The following is an 18,892-nucleotide window of genomic DNA, read 5'->3' on the forward strand; positions in this document are numbered from 1 at the left end:
GGTGCCGTTCATGCTGCGGTCTCGATCAGCAACCGTTTCGGCGCGAAGGGCGCCGGGTCGAAAGGCGCCGAGCTGTCTGTCATCAGCGCGGCCAGCAGGCTGGCGCTGCCGGTGGCGGTGGTGACGCCCAGGCCTTCATGGCCCAGTGCAAGCCATAGCGATTCGCGCGATGGATGCTTGCCCAGCAAGGGCAGGCCGTCGGGCGTGGCGGGGCGCAGGCCGGTCCAGCTGCGGATCGCGTTGAGATCGCCCAGGCCGGGCAGGTAGTCGATGGCGCGCTCCAGCATGCGCGCCAGCATCAGCGCCTCGACCGCTGGATCGGTGGTGTCGAACTGGCGCGAAGAGCCGATCAGCAGTTGCCCGGTGGGCCGCGGCTGCACGTTGAAGGCCACCGAATCGCCCTGGGCGTGATGGGCGCTCGTGACGTAACCCAGTTCCACCAGTTGGTGCCGCACCGTGCCGGGGTAGCGGTCGGTGATGAGGAGGTGGCCCTTCTTCGGGCGCAGCGGCAGCTCGGGGCACAGCGCCAGCGCCTGCATGCCGGCGGCCAGCAGCACCTGCGGGGCGCGGCGCCAACTGCCGTCGATGAGGCGCACGGCGCCGTCGTCCTCGATGGCAACGACCCGGGCCCGCTCGACCTGGATGGCATCGCCATGCTGGGCCAGCAGCCAGCGCGCGGCGTTCGGAGCGTAGACGATGGCGTCGCCGGGCACATGAAGCGCGCCGGCCAGGCCGGGGCGCAGGGCGGGTTCGGCATCGGCCAGCGCCTGTGCGCCGAGCACGCGGCTGTCGATGCCGTGCTCGGCCAGGCGCAGCCGCTTGCGTTCGGCCTCCTGCATTTCCTCGTCGTTGGCCGCGATCCACAGCGTGCCGCAGGCCACGTAGGCGCAGTCGGCCGGCAGGCGCGGCGCCAGCGCGCGCCATTGCATGAGCGAATGACGGCTCAGTGCCAGCTCGGCCGGGTTGTCGTCCATGTGCACCAGGTGGCCCATGCCGGCCCCCGTGGCGCCGGGCAGGCCGGCATCGATCACGTGCACGCGCCGCCCGGCTTGCGCCAGTGCGTGCGTACACGCGGCGCCGACGATGCCGGCGCCGATCACGATGACGTCGGCCCGATGCATCAGAGGCGGATGCCCCAGGCGAAGGGATCGTTGTCGTCGACGAGCAAGGTGCACTCCGCGCTGATGTGCGCTCGCCCGCGGATGGTGGGAATTACGCGCCCTTCGGCGTCCAGCACGTAGCTGGCCTCGAATCGGCTGCCGATGATGCTGGCCTGGGTCCACACCTCGCCGGGCGCCAGCTTGCCCTCGGCCGCCAGGCAGGCGATCTTGGCGCTGGTGCCGGTGCCGCAGGGCGAGCGGTCGTAGGCCAGGCCCGGGCACAGCACGAAGTTGCGGCTGTCGGCACCCTCGCCGTCGTCGCCGAAGAGCTCGATGTGATCGATTTCCGCGCCCTCGGCGCCGGTGATGCCCTGCGCCGACAGCGCCGCGCGCAGCTCGGCGCAGTAGGCGGTGAGCTGCACCAGGTTGTCGCTGGCCACGCGCTGGCCGTGGTCGCTGGCCAGAAAGAACCAGTTGCCGCCCCAGGCCACGTCGCCATGCGCCGTGCTGCCGTCCGCGAGGCGCACCGCCACCTGGCGCCGGTGGCGAAAGGCGGGCACGTTGCGCACGCTGACCGAGCCGTCGTCGTGCAAGGTGGCGCTCACCGTGCCCACCGGCGTCTCGATGCGGTGCTCGCCGGGGCCGATGCGGCCCATGTGGGCCAGGCTCGCCACCAGGCCGATGGTGCCGTGGCCGCACATGCCGAGGTAGCCGCTGTTGTTGAAGAAGATCACGCCGGCGGCCGCATCGCTGGCCACCGGCTCGCACAGCAGCGCACCCACCACCACGTCGCTGCCGCGCGGCTCCAGCACGGTGGCGGCGCGCCATGGGTCGTGCTCGGCGGCCAGCAGCGCACGGCGCTCGGCCATGCTGCCGCTGCCGAGATCGGGAAAGCCTTGGACGACGAGGCGCGTGGGCTCGCCGCCGGTGTGGGAGTCGATGACCTGGATGCGCTGCATGTGCGGTGCCTCAGTAGCTTGCGAGGGCCTTGGGCGCCGCGTCCTTGAAGGTGAACACCGTGATCGGCGCCTGCTTCAGGTTGCCCTTGTCGTCGTAGGCATAGGTGGCGGCCACGCCCTTGTAGCTGCTCTTGTAGAGCTCGGCGCCCACCTTGTCGGGGTCGATCGAGTTGGCCTTCTTCATGGATTCGGCGATGAACATCACCTGGTCATAGTAAGAGGCCGCATAGGCGTCCGCATCGGCGTTGAAGCGCTTCTTGAACTTGGCGCGGAAGGCGGGGCCTTGCTCGGCCTTCTCCACCATCGAGCCGCCCTGGGCGCAAAAGACCGTGTCGTTCACCGCATCGCCGCCCAGCTTGCCCATGGCGGGGCTGCACAGGGTGTCGCCGCCCAGCAGCTTGGTGTCGGTCATGCCCAGCTGCTTGAGCTGGCGCGCCATCGGCGCGCCTTGCGGCGCGTAGCCACCGAAGAAGATCGCCTGCGGCTGCTTGGCCTTGAAGTTGGTGAGGATGGCGTTGAAGTCGATCGCCTTGTCGGTGGTGAACTCGCGGCCTACTACCGTCAGGCCCTGCTTCTGCGCCTCCTTGCCGAACTCCTCGGCCAGCCCCTGTCCGAAAGCGGTGCGGTCGTCGATCACGCCGACCTTGCTGACCTTGAGCACCTTGGCCGCGTACACGGCCATGCTGGCGCCGATCTGGTTGTCGCTGGCGATGATGCGATACAGGTTCTTGTAGCCGCCGTCGGTCACCTTCGGGTTGGTGCCCACGGTGGAGACCAGCACGTTGCCCTGGCCGTAGACGCGCGAGGCCGGAATGGCCACGCCCGAGCAGTAGGGCCCCATCACGTACTTGATGTTGTCGTCGACGAACTTCTGCGCCACCGCGACGCCGCTCTTCGGATCGCACTGGTCGTCTTCGGACGAGAGCTCGAACTTGAGCGTCTTGCCGCCCACCACCATCTTCTTGGCGTTCAGTTCCTCGATGGCCAGGCGCACGCCGTTCTCGTTGTCCTTGCCGGCGAAGGCGTTGGGCCCGGACAGCGGCCCGCTGTGGCCGATCTTGACGATCTGTTCCTGGGCCTGCGCCTGGGATGCCAAGGCGGCGCAGGCGAGCAGGCAGTAAAAGGGGATCGACTTGGCTTGTCTCTTCATTTTCTGTTTTCCTCGATCAAGGGTGGTGGGACAAAAGGAAGCTCTGTTTACGCCAGCTTGGCGCCGATGGCGCGCAACTGCGCGATCTGCGGCGCCTTGGGCAGCCAGATCTTGTCGAACTCGGCGATCAACGGCGCCGGGTTGAAGTCGCCGGCGTTCCTGAAGGCGATGCCGCTGGCCTTGAACTTGTCGACCAGCCCCAGTTCGGTGGTGACGATGTCCTTGATCTGCGCGTCCAGCGACTGCTTCACCAGCTCGCGGATCAGTTCCTTGTCCTTGGCGTCCAGCGTCTGCCAGATGCGCCCCGAGACCAGCGGCGCAAAGGGCATGAACAGCGCATTCATGGGCATCAGCACCTTGGAGACGCGGTCGAAGCGCTGGTTCCAGGAGAACTCGATGTCGGCCTCCAGCCCGTCCACCTGGCCGTTGGACATGGCGTCGAACACCGCCGGCGTGGGAATCGGCGTGGGCGCGGCGCCCAGCAGTTGATAGAAGTCGCGGTACACGGGGGTTGGGTTGATGCGCAGCTTCATGCCCTTGAGATCGGCCGGGCTGGCGATCGGCTTGGTCGCGAACACCACCCGCATGCCGGTGATGCCCCAGCCCAGGCCGATGGTGCCGGTCTCGCGCGGCAGCACGTCCAAAAGCTTGAGCGCCTCGGGTGTGCGCACCAGCGAGGCCACTGCCGTGGTCGAGCGCACCAGGTAGGGCGCGTTGATGGCCGCCACGCTGGCCACCCGTGAGCCCAGCTCGGCCGCCTGGATCCAGCCCATGTCGAGCGCGCCCGACTGCAGCTGCTGCATCATGGCCGACTCGTTGCCGAGCTGGCCCGAATGGAACACCGTGACGGACAGGCGCCCATCGGTGCTCTTTTTCAGCGATTCGCCAAAGGCCAGCGCCGCCCGGTTCCACGAATGGCCGGCCGGCGTGATGAGGCCGAGGCGAAATTCCTTGGCCGCTGCCGCGCGCGAGGGCGTGCTGAAAGCCAGCAGGCTGGACGCGGCGCCGCCGGCGGCGGCTTGAACGAAGTGTCGACGGGTGAGGGACATGCAAGTGCTCCGGTGGTTGACAAGAAAGAAGAACGGGACGGCTACTGCGGCTTGAGCAGCGCCAGCGACAGGCTCGGGAAGATCGACAGCAGCACCAGCGCCGCGCAGCAGATCAGGAAGAAGGGCAGGGTGACCATGAACATCTTTCCGGGCTTGGCGCCGGTCACGGCCGAGGCCACGAAGAAGCTCAGGCCCACCGGCGGCGTCATCAGCCCCAGCACCAGGTTGACCACCACCACCACGCCGAAGTGGCGCGGGTCGATGCCGTAGATCTCGGTGGCGATCGGCAAGAGGATCGGCACCGTCATGATCAGGCCCGGAATGCCGTCGATCACCGTGCCGATCACCAGCAGGATGGCGTTGGTGATCAGCAGAAAGCTCACCGGGTCCTTGGCGACGGTCTGGATCCAGGCCGCCGCTGCCTGCGGCACCTTGCCGTAGATCAGCAGCCACGAGAACACGGCCGCCGCCGCCACCAGGAACAGCACCACCGCCGAGTAGATGGCGGACTTGAGCAGGATCTCCGGCATCGACTTGAAGCTGAATTCCTTCGTGACGTAGCGCCCCACCAGGGCCGCCGCCAGCGCGCCCACGGCCGCGGCCTCGGTCGGATTGGCAAAGCCGGTGAGGATGGAGCCGACGATGACGATCGGGATCAGGAGCGTGGGGCAGGCCGTGGCGATGGTGGAGAGGCGCTGGCGCCAGGTGCGCTTCTCGGTGCGCGGGTAGTTGTAGATGACGCCCATGCCGGCGATCACCACGAAGAAGAGCAGCGTGAGCACGATGCCTGGCAGGATGCCCGCGATCAGCATGTCGCCGACCGCGACCTGCGCCAGCACGCTGTAGACCACGAACATCACCGAAGGCGGAATGATCGGGCCGAGCATGCCGCCATACACCGTGAGGCCGGCGGCGAAGGTCTTGTCGTAGCCCTCGCGCTCCATCTGCGGCACCATGATCTGGCTCATGATCGCCACCTGCGCGGTGGCCGAGCCGATGATGGACGACACCAGCATGTTGGCCAGGATGTTGACGTAGGCCAGGCCGCCCTTGACCGAGCCGATGAAGGCCAGCGCCAGCTCCACCAGGCGCCGGGTGATGCCGCCGCCGTTCATGATTTCGCCGATCAAAATGAACAAGGGAATGGCGATCAGGCCGTAGCTGTCGACCCCACCGAACATCTGCGTCGGGAAGGACTGGAACAGCACCGTGTCGCCCGAATTCAGGATGTAGACGATGCCGGCCAGACACAGGCAGGCGCCGATCGGCACGCCGACCAGAAGCACGAGGAGAAAGAAGGCGGAGGTCAGCATGAGTTCTCAGTTCACTGCGTCGGCGTTGACGACGTGGAATTCGGTGTGCACTCGCTTGGGCTGCAGCCCGATGTCTTCCAGCAGATTGGCCAGCGCATGCACGCTGAGCGTGATCGAGAAGATCGGCAGGATGAGTTGCACCACCCACACCGGCCAGTTCAGGGTCTGCGTGGTCTCGGTGTAGAGAAAGTTGAAGGACTCGGCGGCGTATTCCTTGGCGTCGAAGCCAAAGCGCACGATGCCCACGGGATCCAGCCAGACCCAGCACATCACCAGCAGTGCCAGGCCCAGCAGCAGCACGCCGGTCGAGGCGCTGGCCTTGGCGGCGGCGGCGGCGCGCGCCGGCAGCTTGTCGGTCAGCAGGGTCACGGCAAAGTCCAGGCGCAGCCGCGTCATGGCCGAGGCGCCGATGAAGGTCAGCCAGACCACGGTGTAGACCGAGGCCTCGTCGACCCAGTAGAGCGGCGCGCCGGCGTAGCGCGTCACCACGTTCAGCAGGATCAGCGCCACGAGCAAGCCCATGAGGCCGGTGAGCAGATGGCGCTCGCAGGCGAGGACGGCGTCCGACGCGTCAAGCACAAGGCGGCTCATTCGCCCCAGGGCCTTGGTCTTCATGGCGATCAGGCGACCGATTGGTACTTGGCCGGCCGCGTGGCCAGCGCCTTGGCCACGATGGCTTCGACGGCGTCGCGCTCTTCGCCGATCAGCGGCAGGCGAGGGCGGCGCATGTGCTCGGTGCCCACGCCGACCAGCAGGTCGATCAGCTTGAGGTTCTGCACCAGCTTGTTCGACACGTCGAGGTGCAGCATGGGCGTCATCCACTGGTAGAGCTTGAGCGCTTCGGCGAACTGGCCGGCCTTCATCAGGTCATACAGCGCCACGGTCTCGCGCGGGAAGGCGCAGCCCACGCCGGCCAGCAGGCCATCGCAGCCCAGCGCCAGGCCCTCGTAGGCCAGGTCGTCCACCCCCAGGAAGAGCTGGTAGCGATCGCCCACCGCGTTGCGCAGGTCGGTGATGCGGCGGATGTCGCCGGTGCTTTCCTTGATGGCGGCGATCCATTCGCAATCAGCGAGCTCGAGCATGTGCTCGGGCTTGAGGTCGACGCGGTAGGCGACCGGGTTGTTGTAGATCATCAGCGGCTTCTGCGCGGCCTTGGCCATGGCGCGCACGTTGGTCATGGCTTCGCGCGCATCGGCCACGTAGATCACCGAGGGCATCACCATGAAGCCGGCCACGCCGAGCTTGTTGGCGCCGGCGATGTAACGCAGCGCCTCGCGGGTGCTGGTTTCCGACACGTTGGCCAGCACCGGCACGCGGCCGGCGGCGGCGTCGATGGCGATCTTGGCGACTTCCAGCTTTTCTTCCAGGCTCAAGGTGCTGGCTTCGCCCAGCGAGCCGCAGGTGACGATGCCGTGCACGCCATTGCGGATCTGAAAGTCGATGTGGCGCGCGGTGCCTTCGGCGTCGATGCGTTCATCGGCGAAGAACTTGGTGGTGATGGCGGGAAAGATGCCTTGCCAGCGGGGGTTGCTCACGGAGGTGCTCCTTGGATGGGTGGGTGAGGGATGAAAGAACGTCGTTGTTAATATATTAGTGAGATATCAAAGGTATCTTGTCAGGGTATTTAGCAGCTTGCGTGCCAGCTTGAAATGGGCGATCGAGGTGTTGGATGCCGCGATTTGCCCCATGCGCGTGCGCAGCGTGGTGCACGCGCACCGAAAGTGCCGAGTACTTTCGGGGGATGGGACTGCTCCCGATGCGGGGCAGCCCGAATTACACAAAGATACAAATCACGGCTGCAATGGCCGCTGCTCTTGCTTCTTGCTGGTTGTGCACCTCCCGGAGGACCCCATGAAAATCTGCGCGCGTTCGATCGTCACCACGGCTTGGCTGGCGCTGGCCGCGCATGCCGCCATGGCGGCGCAGATCGTCGTCGGGCAGGTGGCGCCGATGTCGGGCCCGGAGGCTCGCCAGGGCCGCGCCTACGGAGTCGGCATGCAGATGTACTTCGATGCCATCAACAAGGAAGGCGGCGTCAACGGCCACACCTTCACTTTGGTGCGCAAGGACGACTTGGGCCAGCCGGCCGAAACCGTGGCGCTGACGCGCAAGCTGTTGGCCGACGAGAAGCCGCTGGTGCTGGCCGGCTACTTCGGCAGCCGCAACATTTCGGACCTGGTGGCCTCGGGCATGCTGGAAAGCGAGCGCGTCGCGCTGGTGGGTTATCGCAGCGCCGAGATCCGCGACGAGACGCCGTTGCTCTACAACGTGCGCGCCGGCCTGCGCGACGAGCTGGCGCGCCTGACCTCGCACCTGTCCACCGTGGGCATCCGCAAGCTGGGGCTGTTCTATGAAGACGGCCCCAATGCGCAAGCTTTGGTGGCGGCAGCCGACGCCGCGGCCAGGAAGGTGGATGCCATCATCATCAAGCGCGCGTCCTACCCAGCCAACACGGGCAAGGTGAGCGACGCGGTCAACCAGTTCGTCGAGGCCAAGCCGCAGGCCATCATCATGGTTTCGAGCGGCGCGGCCGCGGCCGCCTTCATCGAGAGCTACCGCAGCTCCGGCGGCACGGCGCAGATCTTTGCCCACTCGGGCACCGAGCTGGAGCAGCTGTCGCAGCGCCTGGGCGAGGAGCAGATGGCCGGCGTGGTGATCGCCCAGGTCACGCCCAGCCCCTACAAGATCAGCGGGCGCCTCAGCAAGGAGTTCACCGACACCGCCAAGGCGCAGAAGGTCGATTCGCCGGTGAGCTACGCCATGATGGAAGGCTACATCGCCGCCCGCGTGATCGTCGAAGCCGTGCGCCGCCAAGGTGCGCGCCCGACGCGCGAGGGCATGGTCACGGCGCTCAATTCGATGGACGCGTTCGACATGGGCGGGTATGCCGTGGCCTTCAAGCCGACCCAGCGCACGGGGTCGCGCTATGTGGAGCTGTCCATCGTGAGTAGTGTGGGGAAGATTCGGCAGTAGGCTTTGTTCGGGGTGGCGCGGCAGGTGTTTGCCGCGGCGGGCTCATGGTGCGGCGGTCGATGCTGCGCATCGACTCCACTGCGATGCTCGCGCAGGAGGCGTGCGTCGCAGAACTCGCGACGTTCACCTCGTTCACTCTGCTCAAACAACTGCGACGAGTCAGATGTTCGCCGCCGCACAAATCGCTCGCCGCGGCAAACACCTGCCGCGCGGGAGCGCTGCCGTAGATCAACCCGGAAACCAACGGCCGATCAGGCGCCTGGCGTCTCGGCAAGGGCCTGTGTGCCCCTGTGCCGGCGCGCCTCCCGGGCGCCGAGAAGCGCAGCGGGCGCGGCCCGCACGCGTGCCGAAGGACACGCGTGCTTCAACCTCTAGCTTGCGGCAGCTGTCTGAGCAGAGTGAACGAAGTGAACGCCGCGAGTTCTGCCGCAGGGCCGGGCTCGCGAGCATCGCAGGGGAGTCGGCGCTACGCGCCGACCGCCCGAGCGAAGCGCCGGCGCAGGGGCACGCAGGCCTTTGCTGCCCCCAAGCCAAAAACACTAGATCAAATTCCGCATCGCCTGCGCCGTCTCCCGCAACACCGGCAACACCCGCGCCACCGCGTCCTCGCTCGACTCATGCCCCATCGGCATCGTGATGTTCAAGGCGCCGACCAGCTCCCCGCGCCGGTCGCGCAAGGGCACGGCGATGCCGCGCGAGTTCAGGTCCAGCTGCTGCTCCGACAAGGCCCAGCCCTGCGCGCGGATGCGTGCCAGCTCCAGCCGCATGCGGTCCTTGCTCGAGATGGTGTGCTGCGTGAACACCGCCAGCTCGTGCGTGGCCAGCCAGGTGGCCTGGTCCTCGTCGCTGCGCATGGCCAGCATCAGCATGCCCGAGGCCGTAACCTGCGCGGGCACGCGCGCGCCCAGCACGTAGCCGGTGCTCATGCTGCGGTTCGGGCCGTTGCGGGCGATGTAGACCACTTCGTCGCCGTCCATCACGCTCAAGTAGGCGATCTCGTGCGTGCCGGCCGCCACGCGCTGCAGGAAGGGCTGCACGATGCGCGGCAGCCGCGCCGATTCCAGGTACGACTGCCCCAGCCGCAGCACCCGCGGCGTCAGCCAAAAGAGCTTGCCGTCGCTCGCCACATAGCCCATGTGCTGCAGGGTCAGCAGGTAGCGCCGGGCGGCGGTGCGGGTCATGCCGGTGCGCTGGCCGGCCTGGCTGGCGGTCATGCGCGCGTTGGCGTCGTCGAAGGCTTCGATGACGCTCACGCCGCGCTCCAGGCCGGCGATCCAGTCGCGCTTGTCCAGGCCGGCGGGTGGCTGCTTTTCATCAAGGTTCATGGTCGTCGATGCTAGGTGATTCCCTGGAATTGCTCCATTGTCGTACGTCAATGTTCGATGATCGATCCTTTGAGTGCTTCTGCGCTTGCCATTGCCCGATCTGCGGCTAAAGTCCGAGCCTGCCAAAAAGCCGGCAGAACGATAGTCGAACATCCGGAGACGCGCCATGCATTCCATCCAAGGCAGCACCGACCTCTTCCTGATCCCGGGAGATCCGGTGCTCAACGTGCGCCTGCCGCGCATGTTCAACGCGGTGTTCGAACGATTCGAGATCGACGCGGTGCTGGTGCCGGTGCGGGTGCCGGTGCGCGACCTGGCGGTGTTCTTCAAGGCCAGCTTTCTGGCCAAGAACCTCCGGGGCATGGTGATCGCGCCGCCGCACAAGCCGCTGGTCACTCACCTGCTGGACGGCTGCGGCTTGTTCGGCCGCGTGGCGGGTTCGGTCAACGTGGTGCGCCGCACCGAAGACGGCGCGCTGGAAGGCGACCTCTTTGACGGCGAAGGCTTCACCAGTGCGCTGGAGCACTTCAACATTCCCTATCGCGGCAAGCGCGTGCTGATTCTCGGCGCGGGCGTCACCGGCGCGGCCATCGGCGTGGCGCTGGCCGACGGCGGCACGGTGAATGGCGCCGAGCACGTGGCCTTCCACGATCCGGTGGCGGGCAAGGCGGCCGGTTTGGCGGCGCAGCTCGATGCCTTCTTCGACGCCACCGTGGCGGCGGTGGATGAAAGCGACCCGGCCGGCTACGACCTGGTGGTCAATGCCACGCAACTGGGCTTGCAGCCCGGCGATGCGCTGCCCTGCGACGTGTCGCGCATGGAGCCGCACGCGGCGGCATTCGACGTGCTGCTGCGCGGCCAGCCCACGCCCTTCGTGCGTGCGGTGCGCGAACGGGGCCTGCATGCGCAGCCGGGCTTCGAGATGCTGATCCAGCAGATTCCCTACTACCTCGACTACTACGGCTACACCGAGGCAGCGCAAGGCGTGCGCGATGACGCGGGCTTCCTGCGCGACCTCATCTACCCGGCCGAGCTGGCGGATGAAGCCCGCAACCCGCGGCGCTACCACTCGGACAGCGTGGCCTGAGCACAGATTGAGCGCACACGTATTTTCGGAACGACACCATGAGCATTTTCGAAGGCTTTCTCTCCACCCCGGAGGTGCTCGACGCCTTCAGTGATCACCATTTCGTCGACGCCATGCTGCGCTTCGAAGCGGCCTTGGCGCGCGCCCAGGCGCAGCTCGGGCTGATCCCCGAATCGGCCGCGCATTCCATCGTCGGCAGCTGCAAGGTCGAGCTGTTCGACGTGGCCAAGATCGTGCGCGACAGCGGCCGCGCCGGCAGCGTGGCGATTCCGCTGGTCAAGTCGCTGAAGGAGGCCGTGGGCCTGTTCAACGCCGACGCCGTGCCCTATGTGCATTTCGGCAGCACCAGCCAGGACGTCATCGACAGCGCGATGGCGCTGGTCACGCGCAATGCCGTGCAGCTGATCGACGCCGACCTGGGCAAGGCGATCGGCGCGCTGCTCCAGCACGCCAGGCACCATGCACAGACGCCGATGCTCGCGCGCACCCTGATGCAGCCGGCCTCCGTCACCAGTTTCGGCCTCAAGTGCGTGAACTGGGCGGCGCCGCTGGTGCGCAGCCGCGCGCGCATTGCCGAGGCGGCGCGGCATGCGCTCAAGCTTCAGCTGGGCGGCGCCGTCGGCACGCTGGCGCAGATGAAAAGCCTGGGCCCGGACGTGCGCGCGCGCATGGCGCAGGACCTCGGCTTGGTCGACGCCGGTGGCGCCTGGCATACGCAGCGCGACGAATGGGTGGCCCTGGGCTGCGAGCTTGGCATTTTGGTGGGCAGCCTGGGCAAGATCGCCGGCGATATCGCGCTCATGGGCCAGTACGAAGTCGGCGAGCTGGCCGAACCCAGCGAGCCCGGGCGCGGCGGCTCGTCCGCCATGCCGCACAAGCGCAATCCGGTGGCCTCGATGGTGGCGCTGGCCGCGGCGCAGCGCGCGCCGCAACGGGTGGCGGCGCTGCTTGCCGCGATGCCGCAGGAACACGAGCGCGCCCTGGGCGCCTGGCAGGCCGAGCTGGCCGAATGGCCGCAATTGCTGATGAGCGCGCACGGCAGTGTCCGAGCGCTGGCAGGGGCCTTGCCCGGCCTGCAGGTGGATGCGGCGCGCATGCGTGCCAACATCGACGGCTTGCGCGCCGAGCTGCCGCGCGAGGCGGCCGACGAATGGTTCGATCCGGCGCTGTCGCAGCCGGCCGGCGCCATCGCGCTGGTGCAGATCGAGGCGCTGCGCGCGCAGGCCGCCTTGGGCGCCGGAAAGGAAGCCACTCGATGACATCCAAGAACGAGAACAAGGCGCCGAGCGACTACGACGCCGGCATGATCAACCGCCGCCGCGTGCTGGGCGATGCCTGGGTCGACAAGTCGCTGGCCAACCGCAATGATTTCAACGCCGAGTTCCAGGACCTGATCACCCGCCATGCCTGGAACGACATCTGGGGCCGGCCGGCCCTGGGCGACAAGACGCGCCGCTTCATGGTGCTGTCGATGCTGCTGGGCATCAAGGCGTACGAAGAATTCGTGATGCACGTGCGCGCCGCGCTGGACGGCCCGCCCGAGTCGCGCCTGAGCCCCGAAGACATCAAGGAAATCATCATGATGTCGGCCATCTACGTCGGCGTGCCGGCCGCCAATCACGCCTTCGGCCTGGTGACGGCCATCTTGCGCGAGCGAGGCCTGCTGCCGCTGCTGCCGGACCCCGGCGCGTGAAGCCTTCGGCCGCGCCGCCACTGAGCTTCGCGCTGCTGCTGCCATTGCTGCTGGCGGCGCAGCCGGTGGCCACCGACAGCTACCTGCCGGCACTGCCGGCGATTGCCACCGAGCTGGGTTCGGCCAGCAACAGCCTGACCATGTTCGTGCTGGCCTTCGGCATCGCGCAGATCCCGATCGGCAGCCTGGCCGATCGCATCGGCCGCCGGCCCGTGCTGCTGGCCGGGCTGGCGTTCTACGTGGTGGCGGCACTGGCCGGTGCGCTGGCCGACAGCGCGGCCATGCTGGCCGGCGTGCGTGCGCTGCAGGGCGCGGCGATGGCGGCCATCCTGGTGTGCTCGCGCGCCGCGGTGCGCGACCTTTATCCGGCGCACGAAGGCATGCACGTGATGGCGCGCGGCCTCACCGGCCTGGGCGTGGTGGCGCTGGTGGCGCCGGTGCTGGGCGCCTTCATCGTGCAGTGGGCCGGCTGGCGCTGGGTGCTGGGGCTGATGGCGCTCTATGCCGCCATCCTGCTGGCGATGTGCTGGCATTCCTTTGGCGAGACGCAGCCGGCGCGCGATGCCGCGCAGCCGGCTTCTGCAACCGGCGGCGGGCTGCGCGAGGTGTTCGCCAGCCGCAGCTTCCGGATCTGGAGCAGCGTCTCGGCCGCCAGCTATGGCGGCATCTTCTGCTTTCTGCTGCTCTCGCCGCTGGTCTACATCGGCTACCTGGGCCTCCCGCCGGCCGTGTACGGCTGGATTCCATCGGGCGGCTCGGCCATCTACATCGGCGCCACCATCGCCTGCCGCAAGCTCCTTTATCGCTGGGGGCCGTTTCGCACGGCGCGGGTCGGCGCGCTGCTGAGCCTCACGGGCGCCGTCATCCAGGCGCTGGGCTGCTGGCTGCTGCCGCTGAGTGCCTGGCCGCTGCTGCTGGGCCATGCGGTGTTCTGCATGGGCCACGGCATCCACCAGCCCTGCGGCCAGGCCGGCGCGGTGGGTGACCTGCCGCGGCTGGCGGGGCGCGCCGTTTCGTGGTCCGGCTTCGCCATGATGGCGGTGGCCTTCTGCGTCGGCCAGCTGGCCGCGCATTTCATGGAGCTGCCCGGCTATCCGCATGGCGCCTGGCCGATGGTCGTGCCGATGCTGGTGGCCGGCACGGCGCTGCTGCTCATCGCCTTCGCCTGGCTGCCGCTGCTTCAGCAGCAACAACAGCAGCAGCAACAGCAACATCACACCTACAAGGAGAAAACATGATCCAACTCAACATCCGGCGTGAAGGGCAGGGCCCGGTCGTCGTGCTGAGCCACGCGCTGGGCTGCGACCTGCACATGTGGGACTTTGTTGCCGCCCTGCTGGCGCGCACGAACACCGTGCTGCGCTACGACCACCGCAACCATGGCGGCTCGCCCGTGGTGGCCGGCGCGCTGACGATGGAAACGCTGGCGCAGGATGCGGCCGCGCTGATCGAACGCGAGGCCGGCGGCGCTCCGGTCCATTTTGTCGGCCTGTCGATGGGCGGCATGACGGCGCAGGCTTTGGCCGTGCTGCGGCCGGACCTGCTGGCCAGTGTGGTGATTGCCAACTCGTCCGCCCACTACCCCGACCAGGCGCCCTGGCAGGCGCGCGAAGCGGCCGTGCGGGCCCAGGGCATTGCCGCCATCGCGCCGGGTGCGGTGGCGCGCTGGCTCACGCCGGAATACGCCGCCACGCCCGAGGGCGCCGCGCGCGCCAAGGCCCTGCACGACACCCTGGTCGCCACCGATCCCGAGGGCTACATCGCCAGCTGCAACGCCGTGGCGGCGATCGACTTCCGCAAAAGCAACCGCCGAATCGCCCGCCCGACGCTGGTGATCGCCGGCACCCGCGACGAAGCCACGCCGCTCGCCATGTCCGAGGCCATGGTGGCCGCCATCCCGGGCGCGCGCTTGGGCCAGATCGAGGCAGCGCACCTGAGCGCGGTGGAGCGGCCGGCCGAATTCGTGCAGTTGCTGCAGGGTTTCCACGCCGCGTTGTAGCCGGCGGAGCAGCCGGCCGAACGCTAGTACAAAAGAAAAAACCGCGCTCTGGCCGCGTCAGCCGGCCGGGGGGAGAATGGGCGGCATGAGCACCCCCCACTCCACCCCCCAACGGCAGCTGCGCATCGACTTCGTTTCCGACGTCTCCTGCCCCTGGTGCGCCGTCGGCCTCGGCGCGCTCGAGCAGGCGCTGGCGCGGGTCGCGCCCGAGATCCAGGCCGAGCTGCACTTTCAGCCCTTCGAGCTCAACCCGCAGATGCCGCGCGAAGGGCAGGATTCGATCGAGCACCTGACCGAGAAATACGGCATCAGCGAAGAGCAGGTGCGCGCCAATGGCGAGAACATCCGCCAGCGCGCTGCCACGGTGGGCTTCGACTTCAGCCTGGACCGCCGCAAGCGCGTGTGGAACACCTTCGACGCGCACCGCCTGCTGCACTGGGCCGAGCTGGAAGACGTGAACAAGCAGCGTGCGCTCAAGAAATCCCTGTTCAAGGCCTACTTCACCGACGGCCTCAATCCCTCGGATGCCGACCTGTTGATCCGACTGGCCGGCGAGGCGGGCCTGGACACGGTGCGGGCCCGCGAGATCCTGGCCAGCGACCTGTATGCGGCGGAAACGCGCGAGCGCGAGCGCCTGTACACCGGCGCCGGCATCCATTCGGTGCCGGCCATCATCATCGACAACAAGCACCTGATTTCCGGCGGCCAGCCGGCGGAGATCTTCGAGCGCGCGCTGCGCCAGATCGCCGGCGCCGCGCCGCGACAGCAAGAAACTGCACAAGCCTGAGCGAGAAAGAGAGGGGGACCCCATGGCCTCGTCGTCGATCGCCCAACTGCTGGGCACCCAGCTGCCGCTGATCCAGGCGCCGATGGCCGGCGCACAGGGCAGCGCCATGGCCGTTGCCGTCAGCAATGCCGGCGCGCTGGGCTCGCTGCCCTGCGCCATGCTCACGCCCGACGCCATGCGCGCCGAGCTGACCGCCATCCAGGCGGCCACCGGCGGCAAGCCGTACAACGTCAACTTCTTCTGCCATCACGTGCCGGTGCCCAGCCCGCAGCGCGAAGCGGACTGGCGCCAGGCCCTGGCGCCTTACTACGCCGAGTTCGGCATCGACCCGGCAGGCATCGCGGCCGGTGCGGGGCGCAACCCGTTCAGCGCCGAAGCGGCGGCCGTGCTGGAAGAGTTCAAGCCGGCGGTGGTGAGCTTCCATTTCGGCCTGCCTGCCGACGATCTGCTGGCGCGCGTGCGCGCCTGGGGCGCCAAGGTGCTGTGTTCCGCGACCACGGTGGACGAGGCGCGCTGGCTGGCCGCGCGCGGCGTCGACGCCATCATTGCCCAGGGGCTGGAAGCCGGCGGGCACCGCGGCCACTTCCTGTCGCCCGACCTGACGCGCCAGATGGGCACCTTCGCCTTGCTGCCGCAACTGGTGAAGGCGGTGGACGTGCCGGTGATCGCGGCCGGCGGCATTGCCGACGCAGACGGCGTGCGGGCGGCCATGGCCCTGGGCGCGGCCGGCGTGCAGGTGGGCACGGCCTACCTGCTGTGCCCAGAGGCCACCATCAGCGCGCCGCACCGCCTGGTCCTGTCCGGCAAGATCGGCGCGGCGCACCTGCACACCGCGCTCACCAACCTGTTCACCGGCCGGCCGGCGCGCGGCATCATGAACCGGCTGATGCGCGAGCTGGGGCCCCTCGGCGACGTGGCACCCGAGTTCCCGATGGCCACCGCCGCCATCGCGCCGCTGCGTGCCAAGGCAGAAAGCCAAGGCAGCGGGGATTTTTCTCCGCTATGGTCGGGTCAGAACGCGAGCGGCTGCAAGCCGATCCCGGCGGCCGAACTGACACGCGAGTTGGCGGCCGGCTTTTCAGCGCGCAGTTGATCAAACCGAATCACGAGTTAATGAGAAAAGGACCTTAGCCACATGCCTGAGCGCGACGACCCACGAGAGTTCAGACCCGTTCGCGAATCGTCCGTGTGGACGGCCGTCATCCTGGTGCTGGTGCTGCTGGGCGCCGGCGCCCTGTGGTGGCGCTGGTCGCAGACCCAGGCGCCGAGCGAACCCGCGGCGGTGAGCACGCCGCCCGCCGGCGCCCCGGCGGATGCGCCCGCGCCGCCGCCGGTGGCCGCGCAGCCCGAGGCCAGCGCGCCGCAGAACCCCATCGAGGCGCCGCCCGATGCCTTCCTGCCGCAGCTGTCCGATTCCGACGCCAAGGTCACGGCCGCGCTCAACGAGCTGCTGGGCCGCAAGAACGTGGCCGGTTTTCTCAACACCGACGGCTTCGTGCGCCGCTTCGTCGCCACGGTGGACAACCTGCCGCGCGAGCACGCTCCCTCGCGCATGTGGCCGGTGCAGCCGATGGCGCCGCGCTTCCTGGCCGGCGGCAGCGGCGAGACGCAGACCGTCAGCGCGGACAACGCCCAGCGCTACACACCGCTGGTGCTGCTGGCCGAGCAGGTGGAACCGACCGCCGCGGCCACCATCTACTTCAAGCTGTATCCGCTGTTTCAGCAGGCTTTCGAAGAGCTGGGCTACCCCGGCAAATACTTCAATGACCGCCTGATTGCGGTGATTGATCATCTGCTGGCCGCGCCCGAGCCCGAGGGCCCGGTGCGCGTGCGGCGCGTCGAAGTGAAGAGCGACATCCCCACGTCCCAGCCCCTGGTGCACTACGAATACGCCGACCCGCAGTTCGAAGCCATGTCGGCCGGGCAGAAGATCATGGTGCGCATGGGTCTGGTCAACGAGCGGCGCCTGAAGGCGCGCCTGAAGCTCTTCAAGGCGCAGGTGGTGGCGGGCGCCGCGACGGCGAAGAAATGAGAGCAGGGAGCCACAACGCACCCATCCGGGTCGCCGACATCGGCGATTTCGACGTTCTGATCGATGCGCGCTCGCCGTCCGAATACGCGCTCGACCACATTCCCGGCGCCATCAACTGCCCGGTGCTCGACGACGAAGAGCGCCGCATCGTCGGCACCCTGTACAAGCAGACCGGCGCCTTCGAAGCGCGCCGCGTCGGCGGCGCCATGGTGGCGGCCAATCTGGCCAGGCACTTGCGCGAGCGCTTTGCCGACCAGCCCCCCAACTGGAAGCCCTTGGTCTACTGCTGGCGCGGCGGCCTGCGCAGCGGCTCGATGGTGACCTGGCTGCGCCTGGTGGGCTGGGACGCGCAGCAGCTGGCCGGCGGCTACAAGAGCTACCGGCGCCATGTGATCGACCGCATCGACGAACTCTGCCCGAAGCTGGACCTGCGCGTGATCTGCGGCGCCACCGGCAGCGCCAAGACGCGCGTGCTGCAGACCCTGGCCGCGCGGGGTGCGCAGGTACTGGACCTGGAGGACTGCGCCCAGCACAAGGGCTCGCTGCTGGGCGCCTTGCCGGGTGTGCCCCAGCCTTCGCAAAAGAACTTCGAGACCGGCCTCGCCACCGCGATCGAGAAGGTCGACCTGTCGCAGCCGCTGTACGTGGAAGGCGAAAGCGCGCGCATCGGCAAGCTGTCGTTGCCGCTGTCGCTGGTGGCGCGCATGCGCGAGGCCCCGCGCATCATCGACATCGAGGCCAGCAGCGAGGCGCGCCTGGCCTATCTGCTGCGCGACTATGCCTACCTGGGCGACGACCGCGAGGCGCTGGCCGAGCAGCTGGGCAAGCTGAAGGAAATGCAGGGCAAGGAAAGCGTGGCGCGCTGGCAGCAGTGGGCAAGGGCGGGCGAGCTGTCGCCCCTGTTTGCCGAGCTGATGGCGCTGCATTACGACCCGCACTACCAGCGCTCGCAGGAAAAGCACTTCAAGGCCTGGGCCACGCGCGAGCGTCTACACGCCGACGATCTGTCGGATGCCGCGGTGGCCGACCTCGCGCAGCGCGTGCTGGCGCTGGGTTAGACGCCGTAGTAGCCGTTGACGGCCGCGCCGTAGGCCTCGTCGTAAGCGGGCGCCGCATCTTTCGAATAGCGCGGCGCGCCTTCCAGCTTCGGCGTGGACAGCGGCACGACATAGCCGCCCAGGCCCTTGTCGTAGGTCAGCAGGCGCCAGGGAATCGGATAGCGGTCGCTGCCGATGCCCAGGAAGCCGCCGAACTCCATCACGGCGTAGCGCACCTGGCCGGAGAACTTGTTGATGATCAGGTGGTCGATCGTGCCGAGCTTGTCGCCGTCGGGGTTGTAGACGTTCGTCCCCTGCACGCGCCCGGAAGAGATCATGGAATTGATGGGCATGTTCATCATGTCTTTCATGCTGGCTCGGCACGCGC

At 68.2% G+C, this 18,892-nt stretch carries 20 protein-coding genes; 11 read left to right on the plus strand and 9 right to left on the minus strand.

Annotated elements, in window-relative coordinates; genetic code table 11:
* Positions 1-8 precede the first annotated feature (8 nt).
* From ACIPRI_RS20690 to ACIPRI_RS20720, 7 genes are read right to left on the minus strand one after another with little or no spacing between them, the layout of a single operon-like run.
* Positions 9-1,121, minus strand: coding sequence for an NAD(P)/FAD-dependent oxidoreductase (locus tag ACIPRI_RS20690; RefSeq protein ID WP_446623357.1), 1,113 nt, complete (start codon positions 1,119-1,121; stop codon positions 9-11).
* Entirely contained in the window at positions 1,121-2,059 is a 939-nt protein-coding gene (locus ACIPRI_RS20695; protein ID WP_446623358.1) for a 4-hydroxyproline epimerase, read from the minus strand. Before ACIPRI_RS20695 ends, ACIPRI_RS20690 begins: the two co-directional genes overlap by 1 nt.
* 10 nt (positions 2,060-2,069) lie before the next feature.
* Positions 2,070-3,209 (minus strand): branched-chain amino acid ABC transporter substrate-binding protein, encoded by a 1,140-nt coding sequence (locus ACIPRI_RS20700; protein WP_446623359.1) that lies wholly within the window; start codon positions 3,207-3,209, stop codon positions 2,070-2,072.
* A 47-nt stretch (positions 3,210-3,256) separates the two neighbouring features.
* Positions 3,257-4,258, minus strand: a complete 1,002-nt coding sequence (locus ACIPRI_RS20705) for a TRAP transporter substrate-binding protein (protein WP_446623360.1) — start codon at positions 4,256-4,258, stop codon at positions 3,257-3,259.
* A 41-nt stretch (positions 4,259-4,299) separates the two neighbouring features.
* Positions 4,300-5,571 carry a TRAP transporter large permease gene (locus ACIPRI_RS20710; RefSeq protein WP_446623361.1) on the minus strand — a complete coding sequence of 424 codons (1,272 nt, stop codon included), beginning with the start codon at positions 5,569-5,571 and terminating at the stop codon, positions 4,300-4,302.
* Between the two features lie 6 nt (positions 5,572-5,577).
* Positions 5,578-6,186, minus strand: a complete 609-nt coding sequence (locus tag ACIPRI_RS20715) for a TRAP transporter small permease (protein WP_446623362.1) — start codon at positions 6,184-6,186, stop codon at positions 5,578-5,580.
* A gap of 5 nt (positions 6,187-6,191) precedes the next feature.
* Positions 6,192-7,106 carry a dihydrodipicolinate synthase family protein gene (locus ACIPRI_RS20720; RefSeq protein ID WP_446623363.1) on the minus strand — a complete coding sequence of 305 codons (915 nt, stop codon included), beginning with the start codon at positions 7,104-7,106 and terminating at the stop codon, positions 6,192-6,194.
* Between the two features lie 316 nt (positions 7,107-7,422).
* On the opposite strand from ACIPRI_RS20720, the gene ACIPRI_RS20725 reads away from it, so the two are divergent.
* Complete coding sequence (locus ACIPRI_RS20725; RefSeq protein WP_446623364.1) at positions 7,423-8,544, plus strand: ABC transporter substrate-binding protein; 1,122 nt, start codon at positions 7,423-7,425, stop codon at positions 8,542-8,544.
* 59 nt (positions 8,545-8,603) lie between these two features.
* A complete protein-coding gene (locus tag ACIPRI_RS20730) occupies positions 8,604-8,771 on the plus strand; it encodes a hypothetical protein (protein WP_446623365.1) in 168 nt (55 codons plus the stop codon).
* A gap of 312 nt (positions 8,772-9,083) precedes the next feature.
* Here ACIPRI_RS20730 and ACIPRI_RS20735 read toward each other — a convergent pair whose 3' ends face one another.
* Positions 9,084-9,869, minus strand: a complete 786-nt coding sequence (locus tag ACIPRI_RS20735; RefSeq protein ID WP_446623366.1) for an IclR family transcriptional regulator domain-containing protein — start codon at positions 9,867-9,869, stop codon at positions 9,084-9,086.
* A 166-nt stretch (positions 9,870-10,035) separates the two neighbouring features.
* On the opposite strand from ACIPRI_RS20735, the gene ACIPRI_RS20740 reads away from it, so the two are divergent.
* The 9 genes from ACIPRI_RS20740 (at position 10,036) to mnmH (ending at position 18,525) form a co-directional block, all read left to right on the plus strand.
* On the plus strand, positions 10,036-10,956 hold the full coding sequence (locus ACIPRI_RS20740) for a shikimate dehydrogenase family protein (RefSeq protein ID WP_446623367.1): 921 nt from the start codon (positions 10,036-10,038) through the stop codon (positions 10,954-10,956).
* Positions 10,957-10,994: 38 nt separating this feature from the next.
* Positions 10,995-12,215 carry a 3-carboxy-cis,cis-muconate cycloisomerase gene (pcaB, locus tag ACIPRI_RS20745; RefSeq protein WP_446623368.1) on the plus strand — a complete coding sequence of 407 codons (1,221 nt, stop codon included), beginning with the start codon at positions 10,995-10,997 and terminating at the stop codon, positions 12,213-12,215.
* Complete coding sequence (locus tag ACIPRI_RS20750; protein ID WP_446623369.1) at positions 12,212-12,649, plus strand: carboxymuconolactone decarboxylase family protein; 438 nt, start codon at positions 12,212-12,214, stop codon at positions 12,647-12,649. Before pcaB ends, ACIPRI_RS20750 begins: the two co-directional genes overlap by 4 nt.
* A complete protein-coding gene (locus tag ACIPRI_RS20755) occupies positions 12,646-13,887 on the plus strand; it encodes an MFS transporter (RefSeq protein WP_446623370.1) in 1,242 nt (413 codons plus the stop codon). Before ACIPRI_RS20750 ends, ACIPRI_RS20755 begins: the two co-directional genes overlap by 4 nt.
* Positions 13,884-14,648 (plus strand): alpha/beta fold hydrolase, encoded by a 765-nt coding sequence (locus ACIPRI_RS20760; protein WP_446623371.1) that lies wholly within the window; start codon positions 13,884-13,886, stop codon positions 14,646-14,648. Before ACIPRI_RS20755 ends, ACIPRI_RS20760 begins: the two co-directional genes overlap by 4 nt.
* Positions 14,649-14,724: 76 nt before the next feature.
* A complete protein-coding gene (locus ACIPRI_RS20765) occupies positions 14,725-15,435 on the plus strand; it encodes a DsbA family oxidoreductase (RefSeq protein WP_446623372.1) in 711 nt (236 codons plus the stop codon).
* A gap of 22 nt (positions 15,436-15,457) precedes the next feature.
* Positions 15,458-16,528 carry an NAD(P)H-dependent flavin oxidoreductase gene (locus tag ACIPRI_RS20770; protein WP_446623373.1) on the plus strand — a complete coding sequence of 357 codons (1,071 nt, stop codon included), beginning with the start codon at positions 15,458-15,460 and terminating at the stop codon, positions 16,526-16,528.
* Positions 16,529-16,570: 42 nt separating this feature from the next.
* On the plus strand, positions 16,571-17,467 hold the full coding sequence (locus ACIPRI_RS20775) for a DUF3014 domain-containing protein (protein WP_446623374.1): 897 nt from the start codon (positions 16,571-16,573) through the stop codon (positions 17,465-17,467).
* A complete protein-coding gene (gene mnmH, locus ACIPRI_RS20780) occupies positions 17,464-18,525 on the plus strand; it encodes a tRNA 2-selenouridine(34) synthase MnmH (protein ID WP_446623375.1) in 1,062 nt (353 codons plus the stop codon). The genes ACIPRI_RS20775 and mnmH overlap by 4 nt, the downstream gene beginning before the upstream one ends.
* On the opposite strand, the gene ACIPRI_RS20785 is transcribed toward mnmH, so the two are convergent.
* On the minus strand, positions 18,522-18,857 hold the full coding sequence (locus tag ACIPRI_RS20785) for a PRC-barrel domain-containing protein (RefSeq protein ID WP_446623376.1): 336 nt from the start codon (positions 18,855-18,857) through the stop codon (positions 18,522-18,524). The two genes, mnmH and ACIPRI_RS20785, sit on opposite strands and share 4 nt — an antisense overlap.
* Between the last annotated feature and the right edge of the window lie 35 nt (positions 18,858-18,892).

It is taken from the genome of Variovorax sp. LARHSF232 (assembly GCF_052871435.1).

Excerpts from the sequence above, each read along its gene's own strand:
- ACIPRI_RS20690 (WP_446623357.1), bottom strand. The coding sequence starts at position 1,121 with ATGCATCGGGCCGACGTCATCGTGATCGGCGCCGGCATCGTCGGCGCC.
- ACIPRI_RS20695 (WP_446623358.1), bottom strand. The coding sequence starts at position 2,059 with ATGCAGCGCATCCAGGTCATCGACTCCCACACCGGCGGCGAGCCCACG.
- ACIPRI_RS20700 (WP_446623359.1), bottom strand. The coding sequence starts at position 3,209 with ATGAAGAGACAAGCCAAGTCGATCCCCTTTTACTGCCTGCTCGCCTGC.
- ACIPRI_RS20705 (WP_446623360.1), bottom strand. The coding sequence starts at position 4,258 with ATGTCCCTCACCCGTCGACACTTCGTTCAAGCCGCCGCCGGCGGCGCC.
- ACIPRI_RS20710 (WP_446623361.1), bottom strand. The coding sequence starts at position 5,571 with ATGCTGACCTCCGCCTTCTTTCTCCTCGTGCTTCTGGTCGGCGTGCCG.
- ACIPRI_RS20715 (WP_446623362.1), bottom strand. The coding sequence starts at position 6,186 with ATGAAGACCAAGGCCCTGGGGCGAATGAGCCGCCTTGTGCTTGACGCG.
- ACIPRI_RS20725 (WP_446623364.1), top strand. The coding sequence starts at position 7,423 with ATGAAAATCTGCGCGCGTTCGATCGTCACCACGGCTTGGCTGGCGCTG.
- ACIPRI_RS20730 (WP_446623365.1), top strand. The coding sequence starts at position 8,604 with ATGCTGCGCATCGACTCCACTGCGATGCTCGCGCAGGAGGCGTGCGTC.
- ACIPRI_RS20735 (WP_446623366.1), bottom strand. The coding sequence starts at position 9,869 with ATGAACCTTGATGAAAAGCAGCCACCCGCCGGCCTGGACAAGCGCGAC.
- ACIPRI_RS20740 (WP_446623367.1), top strand. The coding sequence starts at position 10,036 with ATGCATTCCATCCAAGGCAGCACCGACCTCTTCCTGATCCCGGGAGAT.
- pcaB (WP_446623368.1), top strand. The coding sequence starts at position 10,995 with ATGAGCATTTTCGAAGGCTTTCTCTCCACCCCGGAGGTGCTCGACGCC.
- ACIPRI_RS20750 (WP_446623369.1), top strand. The coding sequence starts at position 12,212 with ATGACATCCAAGAACGAGAACAAGGCGCCGAGCGACTACGACGCCGGC.
- ACIPRI_RS20760 (WP_446623371.1), top strand. The coding sequence starts at position 13,884 with ATGATCCAACTCAACATCCGGCGTGAAGGGCAGGGCCCGGTCGTCGTG.
- ACIPRI_RS20765 (WP_446623372.1), top strand. The coding sequence starts at position 14,725 with ATGGGCGGCATGAGCACCCCCCACTCCACCCCCCAACGGCAGCTGCGC.
- ACIPRI_RS20770 (WP_446623373.1), top strand. The coding sequence starts at position 15,458 with ATGGCCTCGTCGTCGATCGCCCAACTGCTGGGCACCCAGCTGCCGCTG.
- ACIPRI_RS20775 (WP_446623374.1), top strand. The coding sequence starts at position 16,571 with ATGCCTGAGCGCGACGACCCACGAGAGTTCAGACCCGTTCGCGAATCG.
- mnmH (WP_446623375.1), top strand. The coding sequence starts at position 17,464 with ATGAGAGCAGGGAGCCACAACGCACCCATCCGGGTCGCCGACATCGGC.
- ACIPRI_RS20785 (WP_446623376.1), bottom strand. The coding sequence starts at position 18,857 with ATGCCCATCAATTCCATGATCTCTTCCGGGCGCGTGCAGGGGACGAAC.